Raw genomic sequence first — 11,799 nt, 5'->3', positions numbered from 1 at the left:
CGGATGTCCTCGTCGCGTGCAGCTGTTTCAATGACGGACTTGGTACGTCAGGTGGCTGGCTTCCGGGGTGGCCGTCGTACTGAGCAGATCGAGTTGCGGCCCGTTGCCGCCGTCGAAAAGTGCGGTGCCGGAGCCGAGGAGAAGCGGCGCGATGTGTAGCCGCAGCCGGTCGACCAGCCCGGCCCGCAGCGCCTGCTGGATGATCGAAGCACCGCCCATGATGTGGACTCGCTTGTCAGCGGCCGCCGCGGTGGCTGCCTCGACCGCGGCAGGCACCCCGCCGGTCACGAACGTGAATGTGGTGTCGCCCTTGCGGACCTGGTCGTGCGGACGGTGGGTGACGACGAAGACCGGCATCGCGAAGAAGCCGTTCTCACTGGCCCAGCCGTCGGTGTCGTCGTACACCTGCCGGCCGGTGATGACCGCGCCCGATGCGGCGAACGTCGCTGCGATGAGCTGCTGCCCCTCCTCGTGCTGGAGCCAGGCGTGCAGACGCTCGCCGCCCCTGCCGTATCCGGGAAAGATTGCAAGGTCAGGTCCGGTGACGAACCCGTCCACTGACATGGAGATGTCCGCTTCAACGATTGCCATGCCCATGTAGACGAGCGCCGGCCGGAAACTCTCCGGTATGAACATCGGGTGGACGACGCGATGTTCGCCGAGCTGACCGGCCGGTACTACCGGGAGCTGCATGTGTACTGCTACCGAATACTCGGCTCAGTGGAGGCGGCCGAGGACCACGTGCAGGAGGTGTTCCTTCGGGCGTGGCGCGCCCGAGACCGGTTCGACGGGCGTTCGAGCGTCCGAACCTGGCTGTACCGCATCGCCACCAACACCTGCCTGGACACGCTGCGCCGGGGCGCGCCGCGGTTGCAGCCGTACCCGGATCACCTGCTCGATGAGCAACCCGGCCCCGAGGCGGTGGCGGTGGACCGGGAGACGATGTCGCTGGCATTCCTGGCGATGATCCAGTTGCTGCCGCCGCGCCAGCGCGCCGTGGTGGTCCTTCGTGACGTGCTGTCATGGTCGGCCGGCGAGGCAGCCGATCTGCTCGGCACGACGGTACGTGCCGCCAACAGTGCCCTGCACCGGGCTCGGACGACCATGCGGCAGCGATGGCCGGACGGCCGTCTGGCGTGGGCGCCTGCCGGCGAACCCGACGCGGCACAGCGGGAACTGCTGGCACGGTACATCGCCGCCCATGAGCAGGCCGATGTGGAGGCCCTGATCGAACTGCTGCGAGAGGATATCCGCCTGACCATCGAGCCGCAGGTCGGCGAATGGACCGGCCGGCCGGCCGTCGCGAGGGCACTGCGCGAGGGCATGAACCTGCCCGGCCATTGGCGGATGGTGCCGACCGCAGCCAATGGCCAACCAGCAGCCGGCGCCTACGTGCGGGCGGCCGGCCAGACCGCGTTCCGCCCGTTCGGAATCGCTGTGCTCAGCGTCGAGGCGAAAGCACTGACGGCGATCGACATGTTCGAAGACCCAAAACTGCTTACTGCATTCGGCCTGCCCACGAGCCTGTAATCCGTAACATCCGGAGGCAGCACGTCGGCGCACAGACCAGAGCCGGACTGCATCCGCCGCCCCCGGCGGCATGATCAGGTGCACTGTACTCGGCATGTGAGTGCGCGCAGGCCGCTCAGGTGCCACCGACTGTAACCAGGACGACTGAGCCGCCAAGGCCGGCTGTCGTGCATGTGCTGGGTGGACCCGTCAAGCATGTGGTGGGACTAGACAGGGCGTTCAGAACTTGGGCTCGACCGGCGAGGGCAGCATGTCGGCCCACTTGCATAGTACGTCGACGGCTTGGTCCCGGAGGGCTCCTTCGGCGACCTCTTCACGCAGGGACCGGCGCTCGACCGGTTGGGCGACTTCGCGGTAGAGCTGGAGGTCTTCGAAGCCGTAGGTGGCTACGTCGTGGCTGCTGGCTCCGAAGATCAGGCGGGGGATGCGTGCCCAGTAGCAGGCCATGAGGCACATGGGGCAGGGCTCGCTGCTGGCGTACATGACCGCGTCTTCGAACAGGTGCCGCCCTAGCTTGCTGCCCGCGTCGCGCAGGGCCATGACCTCGGCGTGTGCGGTTGGGTCTCGCAGCTCGACAACGCTGCTGGTGCCTTCACCGACGATCGCTCCCGATATGACGACGATGGCACCGAACGGGGTCTTCCCCTCGTCTTCCAGCGCGCGCCGCGAAATCTCGATTGCCCTTGCGAGGAACAGCTCGTCTTGCGTGTCTAGTTGTGAGGTCACGGTCTTCCTCCTTGCCGGCCTGGCCGCCTGCTGCCGCCTGATGCGCGCTTGGGCCAGGGCTTAAGTGGGGTGACGAATCGCAGTTCGGTCCGGTCGGCTGGATACTCGGCGTCTGAGATTTCGACGATTCTCTCGTCGGCGTCGAGCGAGATGCGTCGGCAGAAGATGAGGGGTACGCCGTCGGGCAGGCCCCAGAGTTGGGCTTCGGCGGTGGTGGGCATTCGGGCCGTTACTTCGTCAATCATGGTCATGATCTCGACGCCGACGGTCGAGAGCTGGTGTTGGGTTCCTCCCGGCCACGGCTCGTTGGCCTCATCGAGCAGCGCAGGGTTTGAGCTGACGAGCGCAACCGGCATGTAGGAGACGCTTGACGAGAGGAGTAAGCCGGTAGTCCGGTCGGTCGAGTCGTAGCGCCGACGTAGCACCAGGTCTGTCGGCTCGATTCGGAACAGGTCAGCCAAGTCCGTTCCCGCCTCGACTTGGTCGTACCGGGACCGGAACTCCTGCTCGCTGATCTGCATGTTGAGGTTGGTCTCGGCCTCGCCGACAACCGCGCGCTCGGCCTCGGGGCGGGCGGCAAGATCCTTCTCGACCTGGTGGCGCTCGGACGAGCGGATCACCTTCCGGGGCGGAACGCGGACCACGCGATCGGGGAACTGGAAGCCCAGATCACCACCGAAGGACTCCGAGGCCGCCCGGCTCCGCCACACGGCAGCGACGACCAGGAGGACGGCGACGGCAAGCGGCGCGTACGGTCGACGAAACGGCGGCAGGACGCCCCGGACCTACCCCGCCTGCCCGTCGACAACCGCACCGTCGGGCGGACCTACGAGGGTCACGCCGGGATGGTGTTCCGGCCGTCGATGTTCCTGACCCTCACCCTCGGCTCCTACGGCCGGGTGCACTCCGACGGCACCCCGGTCGACCCCGACTCGTACGACTACCGGCGGGCCGCCTGGGATGCGGTGCACTTCCCCCGCCTCCTAGACCGGTTCTGGCAGAACCTGCGCCGGGCGGTCGGCTGGAATGTGCAGTACGCGGGCGCGGTCGAACCTCAACGCCGGCTGGCTCCGCACGCGCACTTCGCCATGCGCGGCACCATCCCCCGGACACTGGTTCGCCAGGTGGCGGCTGCGACGTATCACCAGGTGTGGTGGCCGCCGGTCGACCAGCTGGTCTACGAGCCGGGGAGGGCGCCGCAGTGGGATGCCGATGCGGGTGGCTACACCGACCCGGACTCGGGTGAGCTGCTGCCGTCGTGGGATGACGCCCTGGACCTGGTCGACGCCGACCCCGACGCCACCCCGGTGCACGTCGTCCGGTTCGGCAGTCAGGTCGACGCCAAAGGCGTGCTCGCCGGCACCAAGGACGCGGACCGGTGCGTCGGCTACATCACCAAGTACCTCACCAAGCAGGCCGCCGACTGCCACGACGTCACCGCCGGCCGGCAACGGGCGCACCTCGAACGGCTCTGGCAGGAGTTACGGCACACCCCGTGTTCGGAGCGGTGCGCCAACTGGCTGCTCTACGGCATCCAGCCGAAGAAAGCCCGCACCGGGTTGAAGCCGGGCAACTGCAAGAACAAGGTCCACAAGCGGGAGACCCTCGGCATCGGCGGCCGACGCGTCCTCATCTCCCGGCAGTGGTCCGGAAAGACGCTGAGCGACCACCGAGCCGACCGGAAGGAGTGGGTCAAGGCACTGCTCGGCGTCACCACCGACGCCGACACCGCCCCCACCGGCTCCGACACCGTCCGGCACGCCTGGGAACTCGCCAAACCCACCGATCCGGACGTCCCACCCCTCGGTCACCGGGTCCTGCGGGCGATCTCCGAGCGGATCCAGTGGCGGGCGCGGCTCGACGCCGCGAGACGTGCTGCGGTCCCGCCTGATGTTTCGGCAACTGACTGCACGACGACGGGAAGCGGGGAGGTATGACGGCGGTGGATGAGGTGCTGACGGTGGAGGAAGCCGCGGCTCGGATGAAGATGAGCGCTCGCCACGTGCGCCGGCTGGTTGCGCAGCGGCGCATCGCCTTCCACAAGGTGGGGCGTAGCGTACGCCTCAAGGCTTCGGACGTTGACGCGCATGTCGACGCGGGCAGGGTGGAACCGTTCACCGTGTCCGAGGTGTGGACCGGCCTGCGGAGCGTGGCCTGATGGCGGCGCGGCGGCGTTTCGGCAGCATTCGTAAGCGTGAGTCGGGCCGGTACCAGGTGCGCTACCCGGGACCGGATGGGCGCCAGCGGTCTGCCCCGGACACGTTCGCCCGGAAGTCGGATGCCGACCGGTACCTGTCGATGGTGGAAGCGCAGATGACGCGCGGGGAGTGGATCGATCCTGAGCGTGCGCGGGTCACGCTGGCGGACTACGCGGAGCGGTGGATCGGGCAACGCCCTGGGCTGCGTCCTCGGACGGTGGCCCTGTACCGGTGGCTGCTCGGCAAGCACATCACGCCGTACCTGGGCGGGGTGGAGCTGAGCCGGTTGGATACGCCGATGATCCGTGAGTGGCGGGCGAGACTGCTCGGCAACGGCGTCTCGGAGACGATGGCGGCGAAGGCATATCGGCTGCTGCGGGCCGTGCTGATGACGGCGGTCAACGAGGACGAGCTGCTGCGCAAGAACCCGTGCCGGATTCCGGGTGCGGATCAGGAGAAGCCGGCGGAGCGGCCTGTGCTCACGCTCGCCCAGGTGCTCAAGCTCGCGGAGTTGGTGGACGAGCGGTACCGCGCCCTGGTCCTGGTGACCGCGTTCGCCTGTCTGCGGTGGGGTGAGGTGTCCGCGCTGCAGCGGCAAGACGTCGATGCCGACGCCGGGGTGGTCCGCGTTCGGCAGACGTTCACCGAGGTACGTGGCGTCGGGATGGTCCTCGGGCCGCCGAAGTCGCGTGCTGGTCGGCGTGCCGTGTCGGTGCCGGCGGCGATCCTGCCGGCTCTGCGTGAGCACCTGGCGGCGTTCGTCGATGACAACCCGGAAGCGTTGGTGTTCACCACGCCTTCGGGCCGGCCGATCTGGCGCGGCAACCTGAACAAGGTCATCGGCTGGTCGTCGGCGGTCGGCAAGCTCGGCGTGCCGGGTCTGCACTTTCATGATCTGCGGCACTCGGGTAACACGATCGCGGCGCGGACGGGCGCGAGCACCCGGGAACTGATGGCCCGGATGGGTCATGACTCGCCCCAGGCGGCCATGATCTACCAGCACGCCACCTCTGAGGCGGATCGGGCCATCGCCCAGGCGGTGAGCGACGCTGTGAAGGCCGAGCGCAAGAAGGCCAAGAAGTCGGCGGCCGGTCCCTCGGACAAGGCCAAGGGCAAGGGCAAGAAGGCTGGTAAGAAGCGTGGCTAGTGGCCCGTGGATGGCCCATCGGGCGCTGGTGGCCCGTGGAACATCGAAGGCCCTGACCGGGACTTGCGTCCTGATCAGGGCCTTTCGGCTGGAGCGGGTGACGGGAATCGAACCCGCACTGTCAGCTTGGGAAGCTGATGTTCTGCCATTGAACTACACCCGCAGGCGGCACCACTCTACCTGAGGTCACCGGCGCCGTGCACGCAGGTATCCCCGGCGCGCCCTCCGGCCCCGTTAACCACCACCCCGACGCGATCTTGAAATCACTCGAGTCCGTGACCGAGCAGGAAGTTTCACCACGGCAACATATGGCTATTTTCAAGTTCATCGATTGGATGTAGCGTCACCCCCACGTTCTCAGCCACGGCGTGACACACCCCCCTGTCGCGCCGCCAGAAAGAGGTGGGCCCATGGGACTCCGTCCCAACCTGCTGACCCGGCGTACCGCCGGCGTCGCGTCGACGACCCTCGCGCTGCTGCTCAGCACCGCCGCGGTGGGGGTCGTCCCGGCCGCTTCGGCCTTCTCCGCCGCCCCGGCGCGGAGCTGCGTCGAGCCGGCAGACGTCCACTCGGACGCCCGGGTGAAGGCTGGCGCGCACGCCAAGCACGAGCCGAACGAGCTGACCGCCGCGCAGGTGCGCGAGCGCGAGGCGGACCTCGCAGCCGTGGTGGCCGAGCGGGCCAGGTTCCGGGCCGGCGCCGGAGCCGCGCCCCTGGCGACCGTGACCATCCCGGTGGTCGTCCACGTCATCCAGCGGGACAGCACCCGGGCCGGTGGCAACATCCCGGACTCGATGATCAACCAGCAGATCAGCGTGCTGAACCAGGCCTACAGCGGTGGGACCGGTGGCGCCGCCACCGCCTTCGGGTTCCAGCTTCAGAAGATCAACCGGGTCACCAACCCGTCCTGGTACCCGATCATCTCGGGCTCGTCGGCGGAGCGGTCCATGAAGACCTCCCTGCGCGAGGGTGGCAAGAACACCCTGAACATGTACCTGGGCGAGCTGAGCGACGGACTGCTCGGCTGGGCGACCTTCCCGAAGAAGCAGCTGGACAAGATGGACGGCGTGGTCGTGCTCAGCGAGTCGCTGCCCGGCGGCACTGCCACCAACTACAACCAGGGCGACACGGGCACCCACGAGATCGGCCACTGGCTGAACCTCTACCACACCTTCCAGGGTGGCTGCTCCGGCTCGGGCGACGGCGTCTCCGACACCCCGGCTGAGGCGTCGCCGGCATACCAGTGCCCGACCGGGCGGGACACCTGCGCCACGGCCGGCCTGGACCCGATCACCAACTTCATGGACTACACCTACGACTCATGCATGTACCAGTTCACTCCTGGTCAGGCGAGCCGGATGCTGACCGCGTGGAACGCCTACCGCGCGGCGTAGCAGCCCAGCACGGCAAGCCGGTGCCGGCCCCTCATCGACGGGGCCGGCACCGGCTTTGCGGCCTCAGGCGGCCGGGCGGCGGGTGTCAAAGCCGTGGCGACCACGCCGGGCCTTGGGAGGGGCGGCCGCCTGTCGGGTCGAGCCGGTCGCCTGCGGGTCGAGCCAGACCCGCACCTGCGGCCGGCCCTCGCCGGGGTGAATGGCCTGGTCGCGCCGGGTCAGCATCGCCACGTCGACAGTGAACTCGAACAGCCGCCAGTCAACCTGTGGCGCGGCCCGGCCGATCTCGGCCACCCGGGCCACGGTGGCCGGGTCGGTCACCGTGCGAACGCGACCCGCGACGTACGCCTCGTCGTCGCTCTCCTCGGGCGGGAACGAGTGCAGCGCGTAGCGGCCGTCGCGCTCGAGGTCGCGGCGCTTCGGCGAGTCGATGACGAAGCAGTAGAGCCCGTCGTCGGTGATGACCGGGGACACCGGATGGACCCGGGGGCCGCCGTCGGCGCGGACCGTGGCGAGGTAGCCGAAACCCGGCCCGTACTGCTGCAGGAGAAGGCGGATCTCGCCGGCGAGTCGGGGCTCGTCGGCGGCGAATTCGGACCAGGAAGCCATGCGGACATTCTATCGAACAGGCGTACGAAAATGTGGTCCGACACGCAGTTCACGCGTACTGGTCGCTATGGTGTTCCGATGCTGCTCTCCGACCGCGACCTGGTCTCCGAGATCAAGGCGGGCGCGCTCGCGCTGGAGCCCTTCGAGCCTACGCTGGTGCAACCGTCCAGCATCGACGTACGCCTGGACAAGCTCTTCCGGGTCTTCAACAACCACCTCTACACGCACATCGACCCGGCCGTTCAGCAGGACGAGCTGACCTCGATGGTGGAGGTGCCCGAGGGTGAGCCGTTCGTGCTGCACCCGGGCGAGTTCGTGCTCGCCTCCACGCTCGAGGTGATCTCGCTGGGCGACCAGCTCGCCGGGCGGCTCGAGGGCAAGTCCAGCCTGGGCCGGCTCGGGCTACTCACCCACTCGACCGCCGGCTTCATCGACCCAGGCTTCTCCGGGCACGTCACGCTGGAACTGTCCAACGTGGCGAACCTGCCGATCACCCTCTGGCCGGGCATGAAGATCGGACAGCTCTGCATCTTCCGGCTCTCCTCGCCGGCCGAGCACCCGTACGGCTCCGAGGTCTACGGATCGCGCTACCAGGGGCAGCGCGGGCCCACCGCGAGCCGCTCCTGGCAGAATTGGCGCACCTGGCCCACCCGCTGAGCAAGCCGCCGGCTGCCAACAGGGCCCCTTCCTAAGAAGGGGCCCTGCCCGCACCTCAGCCTGGGCGGCCGTAGCTGTTGATCTGGCCGTCCTCGACGCGTTTCATCGTGATCGGCTTGCCGGACTGGGAGGCGTGCACCACCCAGCCGCCGCCGACGTACATCGCGACGTGGTGCAGGTCGCTGTAGTAGAAGACCAGGTCGCCGGGGCGCAGCTCGCTGCGGCTGACCCGCCGGGTGACGTCGTGTTGCTGCCGCGCGTTGTGCGGCAACGAGACCCCGGCCTTGTCCCAGGCCGCCATGGTCAGCCCGGAGCAGTCGTAGTGGTCCGGGCCCGCGGCACCCCAGACGTAGATCTTGCCGATCTGGGCGCAGGCGAACTTGACCGCCACCCCGGCGGGACCACCCGGGTAGCCGGCCGGGCACGGCGCCGGGCGCAGCGGCCCGCCGCCACCGTTGCCGTACACCTTGAGCCGCAGCTTCTGGAGCCGGGCGATCTCGGCGTCGATCTGCTTCTTCTTGGCCGCGAGCTGGGCCTCGGTACGGGCCAGCTGGCTGATCATGTCGTCCAGCGGCTTCTTCTTCGCGGCCAACTGGTCGCGCAGGTCGGCCACGGCCTGCACCTGCTGCTGTTGGCGGTGCGCGAAGCGGTCAAGCAGTTCCAGGCTGTCGACCATCTCGCCCGGCGACTGGCTGCCCAGCAGCGCGTTCACCGTGGAGAGGTTGTCACCCTTGTACGCGTCGGCGGCGAGGCCGCCGACCTGCCCGAGGGCCTGGTCGACCTGGGCCTGCAGCGGGGCGATCTGCTTGGCCAGCGCGGTGGCCTGCTTACGTTTGGCGGCGAGGCTCTCGCGGGTGGCGTTGACCTGTTCGATGATCGGTTCGAGCTTGTTCCAGTCCTGGTCGATCTGGCGCTCGATCTCGGTGACTGACGGATCGGCGTGGGCCGCTGTGGCGCCACCGGTCAGGACGACGGCGGTGCCGACCAGTGCGGCGAGGGCGGTGGTGATGCGGGACCAGCGTGAACGCGGCGCAGCCGTCGACCGGTCGACCGACCGGACCGACGGTGGCCGCGGGGCATGGTATGCCACCGGGCTCCGTACTCCTTCTTGCGTGACCGCCTACCGGGTTAGCTGACGGGTTCGGGCGGGAAGGGAGCCGCCCTACCGCACCGCGGTGCGGATTCACCCCAGATACCTGGGTCCCCGGCTCGCCCGGAGGCGACTCGGCGGTGTCCGACCGTCACCACCCGGGTTGGACGGTGAACCTACCGGTCGACGATTGACCAGAGTAGGGACCGCCGTTATCAATCCGCAACCCGCGACGCCGTGACACTCCGTACGTAAATTCGCGAACCCGCCCAAGGCGATGAAGATTTCTTTCGGGACACATCATTACCTGGAAAGCTATTGACCGGGAGCCATGCGCGGAGTGAGCTTGAGGAAGCAGTGACCCCCATCCCGATCCGGAGGTTCCATGCACCTCTCAAGCCTGCCCTCGCGCAGACGGATACTGCTGGCCGCCGCCGTCGCGGCGGCCACCGCCATCGTGACCACCGGTCCGGTGGCCGCCGAGCCACTCACCACCGGGACCACCGAACCAACCGACCGACAGCAGCAGTACTCCGCGGCGGCCGCGGAGTACGGCGTGCCGCACAGCGTCCTGCTCGGCGTCTCGTACCTGGAGTCCCGTTGGGACACCCACCTGGGCCAGCCGAGCACCAGCGGCGGCTACGGGCCGATGCACCTGACCGACGCGGAGCAGGTCGCCTCGACCCCGTCCAGCGCCCACGTCGACGAGAACGAGGACCCCCGGGGCGACGACTCCCGACCGCTGGCCCTCGACCCCGCGATCGCGGCGCGGCCGAGCGGTGACGTGCTGCCGCAGGCATCCCTGCAGACCGTCGACGCCGCCGCCACGCTCACCGGCATCGCGGCGGAGACGCTGCGCACCGACGCCGCCGCCAACATCCGGGGCGGGGCGGCGCTGCTCGCGTCGTACCAGAAGGCGCTCGGCGGCGCGGTCGGCGCCGGCAGCGACCCGGCGGCCTGGTACGGCGCGGTGGCCCGGTATTCCGGCGCGGACACCGAGGACGCCGCGGCGGCCTTCGCCGACGAGGTGTACGACCAGATCGGCCAGGGGGCCAGCCGGACCACCGACGACGGCCAGCAGGTGACCCTCGTGGCCACCACCGTGACGCCGGACCAGTCCGGGCTGCACAAGCTCGGGCTGCGCCGCGCCGAGCGGCCGGACGGCCTGGAGTGCCCGGTCCGCCTCGCCTGCGAGTGGGTCCCCGCGCCCTACGCGAAGTACGGCCCGGGTTCCGGCGACTACGGCAACCACGACCTCGGCGACCGGCCTGCCCAGCAGAAGATCGAGTACATCGTCATCCACGACACCGAGGGCTACTTCGGCCCGAGCGTGAAGCTGGTCCAGGACAAGACCTACCTGGGCTGGCATTACACGCTGCGCTCGGTGGACGGTTACGTCGCCCAGCACATCAAGGCGAAGAACGTCGGCTGGCACGCCGGCAACTGGTACGTCAACGCCAAGTCCATCGGCATCGAGCACGAGGGCTTCGCCGGTCACGGCACCTGGTACACCGAGGCGATGTACCGGACCTCGGCCAAGCTGGTCCGGCACCTGGCGCTGAGGTTCCAGATCCCGCTGGACCGGCAGCACATCCTGGGCCACGACAACGTCCCCGGCATCACCGCCGGAAACGTGGCCGGGATGCACTGGGACCCGGGCCCGTACTGGGACTGGTCGCACTACTTCGACCTGATGAAGGCGCCGTTCAAGGGCACCGGCACCCCGAACACCGGCCTGGTCACCATCGACCCGGCGTACGCCAGCAACCAGCCGGCCTTCTACGGCTGCAACCAGCAGCCTCCATTCCCACCGGGAGAAGGTGCGCCCCCGACGGCCGAGCCCTGCCCGCTGCGCGGCTCCTCCTCGGTCATCCTGCGCACCGCACCCAGTCCGGCCGCGCCGCTGGTCAATGACCTGGGGCTGCAGCCGAACGGCAAGCCGAACACCATGTTCATCAAGGATCACGGCGCCCGCGCCTCGGCCGGTCAGACGTACGCCCTCGCCGGCATCCAGGGCGACTGGACGGCGATCTGGTACCTCGGCCAGAAGGCGTGGTTCTACAACCCGGCCTCGGCGCCGACGGCGAAGTGGGCGAACGGCTTCGTGGTGACCCCCAAGCCGGGCAAGACCACCATTCCGGTTTACGGGCGCGCCTACCCGGAGCGGGCGGCCTACCCGGCCACCATCCCGTACCAGGCCATCTCGCCGCTGCAGTACACCTTCCCGGCGGGCCAGCGGTACGCGGTCGGCGGCATCCTGCCGGGTGAGTACTACCGGGCCGTCTCGTTCGACGGTTCGGTGCCGGGTGACCGGACTGTGGTCCGCGGCGCCAACCAGTACGTGCAGGTCCAGTTCGGCCATCGGGTGATGTACGTGAACCTCGACGACGTGCAGATCCTGCCGGGCGCGGTCGGCTCGCCCGCCTGACCGACCTGACGCCGAAGGCC

12 protein-coding genes, 1 tRNA gene and 1 riboswitch are annotated in these 11,799 nt (G+C 69.0%); of the genes, 7 read left to right on the top strand and 6 right to left on the bottom strand.

The window, feature by feature from the left end; genetic code table 11:
• Positions 1-27: 27 nt before the first annotated feature.
• On the bottom strand, positions 28-636 hold the full coding sequence (locus ACNAVT_RS26045) for a dihydrofolate reductase family protein (protein WP_416299935.1): 609 nt from the start codon (positions 634-636) through the stop codon (positions 28-30).
• A 3-nt stretch (positions 637-639) separates the two neighbouring features.
• Here ACNAVT_RS26045 and ACNAVT_RS26040 point away from each other — a divergent pair, with 3 nt between their 5' ends.
• Positions 640-1,530: a sigma-70 family RNA polymerase sigma factor gene (locus ACNAVT_RS26040; protein WP_416299934.1), complete on the top strand. Its 891-nt coding sequence runs from the start codon at positions 640-642 to the stop codon at positions 1,528-1,530.
• A 219-nt stretch (positions 1,531-1,749) separates the two neighbouring features.
• On the opposite strand, the gene ACNAVT_RS26035 is transcribed toward ACNAVT_RS26040, so the two are convergent.
• Positions 1,750-2,256: a nucleoside deaminase gene (locus tag ACNAVT_RS26035; RefSeq protein ID WP_416299932.1), complete on the bottom strand. Its 507-nt coding sequence runs from the start codon at positions 2,254-2,256 to the stop codon at positions 1,750-1,752.
• Positions 2,253-2,876 (bottom strand): UTRA domain-containing protein, encoded by a 624-nt coding sequence (locus ACNAVT_RS26030; RefSeq protein ID WP_416299931.1) that lies wholly within the window; start codon positions 2,874-2,876, stop codon positions 2,253-2,255. Before ACNAVT_RS26030 ends, ACNAVT_RS26035 begins: the two co-directional genes overlap by 4 nt.
• Here ACNAVT_RS26030 and ACNAVT_RS26025 point away from each other — a divergent pair.
• From ACNAVT_RS26025 to ACNAVT_RS26015, 3 genes are read left to right on the top strand one after another with little or no spacing between them, the layout of a single operon-like run.
• Positions 2,853-4,193, top strand: coding sequence for a replication initiator (locus ACNAVT_RS26025; protein ID WP_416299929.1), 1,341 nt, complete (start codon positions 2,853-2,855; stop codon positions 4,191-4,193). The genes ACNAVT_RS26030 and ACNAVT_RS26025 overlap by 24 nt on opposite strands.
• 5 nt (positions 4,194-4,198) lie before the next feature.
• Positions 4,199-4,414: an excisionase family DNA-binding protein gene (locus ACNAVT_RS26020; RefSeq protein ID WP_416299928.1), complete on the top strand. Its 216-nt coding sequence runs from the start codon at positions 4,199-4,201 to the stop codon at positions 4,412-4,414.
• Positions 4,414-5,601, top strand: a complete 1,188-nt coding sequence (locus ACNAVT_RS26015) for a tyrosine-type recombinase/integrase (RefSeq protein ID WP_416299927.1) — start codon at positions 4,414-4,416, stop codon at positions 5,599-5,601. Before ACNAVT_RS26020 ends, ACNAVT_RS26015 begins: the two co-directional genes overlap by 1 nt.
• Before the next feature lie 89 nt (positions 5,602-5,690).
• Here ACNAVT_RS26015 and ACNAVT_RS26010 read toward each other — a convergent pair.
• A tRNA-Gly gene (locus tag ACNAVT_RS26010) sits at positions 5,691-5,764 on the bottom strand.
• 247 nt (positions 5,765-6,011) lie between these two features.
• Here ACNAVT_RS26010 and ACNAVT_RS26005 point away from each other — a divergent pair.
• Positions 6,012-6,995 carry a zinc metalloprotease gene (locus ACNAVT_RS26005; RefSeq protein WP_416299926.1) on the top strand — a complete coding sequence of 328 codons (984 nt, stop codon included), beginning with the start codon at positions 6,012-6,014 and terminating at the stop codon, positions 6,993-6,995.
• 63 nt (positions 6,996-7,058) lie between these two features.
• Here ACNAVT_RS26005 and ACNAVT_RS26000 read toward each other — a convergent pair whose 3' ends face one another.
• Entirely contained in the window at positions 7,059-7,604 is a 546-nt protein-coding gene (locus tag ACNAVT_RS26000; protein ID WP_416299925.1) for a pyridoxamine 5'-phosphate oxidase family protein, read from the bottom strand.
• A gap of 78 nt (positions 7,605-7,682) precedes the next feature.
• Between ACNAVT_RS26000 and dcd the strand changes: the two genes are divergently transcribed.
• Positions 7,683-8,261, top strand: a complete 579-nt coding sequence (gene dcd / locus ACNAVT_RS25995; RefSeq protein ID WP_416299924.1) for a dCTP deaminase — start codon at positions 7,683-7,685, stop codon at positions 8,259-8,261.
• A 55-nt stretch (positions 8,262-8,316) separates the two neighbouring features.
• On the opposite strand, the gene ACNAVT_RS25990 is transcribed toward dcd, so the two are convergent.
• Entirely contained in the window at positions 8,317-9,351 is a 1,035-nt protein-coding gene (locus ACNAVT_RS25990) for an NlpC/P60 family protein (RefSeq protein ID WP_416299923.1), read from the bottom strand.
• A gap of 12 nt (positions 9,352-9,363) precedes the next feature.
• A riboswitch (cyclic di-AMP (ydaO/yuaA leader) is annotated at positions 9,364-9,501 on the bottom strand.
• A gap of 235 nt (positions 9,502-9,736) precedes the next feature.
• On the opposite strand from ACNAVT_RS25990, the gene ACNAVT_RS25985 reads away from it, so the two are divergent.
• Complete coding sequence (locus tag ACNAVT_RS25985) at positions 9,737-11,779, top strand: N-acetylmuramoyl-L-alanine amidase (RefSeq protein ID WP_416299922.1); 2,043 nt, start codon at positions 9,737-9,739, stop codon at positions 11,777-11,779.
• The last annotated feature ends 20 nt before the right edge of the window (positions 11,780-11,799 follow it).

The sequence above is a fragment of the Micromonospora sp. SL4-19 genome (assembly GCF_047921475.1).
GTDB lineage: Bacteria > Actinomycetota > Actinomycetes > Mycobacteriales > Micromonosporaceae > Micromonospora.
This window is presented reverse-complemented; position numbering and strand designations above follow the sequence as displayed.

Bases quoted from the DNA above. Each gene is read 5' to 3' on its own strand.
- ACNAVT_RS26045 (WP_416299935.1), bottom strand. From the start codon at position 636: ATGTTCATACCGGAGAGTTTCCGGCCGGCGCTCGTCTACATGGGCATG.
- ACNAVT_RS26015 (WP_416299927.1), top strand. From the start codon at position 4,414: ATGGCGGCGCGGCGGCGTTTCGGCAGCATTCGTAAGCGTGAGTCGGGC.
- ACNAVT_RS26005 (WP_416299926.1), top strand. From the start codon at position 6,012: ATGGGACTCCGTCCCAACCTGCTGACCCGGCGTACCGCCGGCGTCGCG.
- ACNAVT_RS26000 (WP_416299925.1), bottom strand. From the start codon at position 7,604: ATGGCTTCCTGGTCCGAATTCGCCGCCGACGAGCCCCGACTCGCCGGC.
- dcd (WP_416299924.1), top strand. From the start codon at position 7,683: ATGCTGCTCTCCGACCGCGACCTGGTCTCCGAGATCAAGGCGGGCGCG.
- ACNAVT_RS25985 (WP_416299922.1), top strand. From the start codon at position 9,737: ATGCACCTCTCAAGCCTGCCCTCGCGCAGACGGATACTGCTGGCCGCC.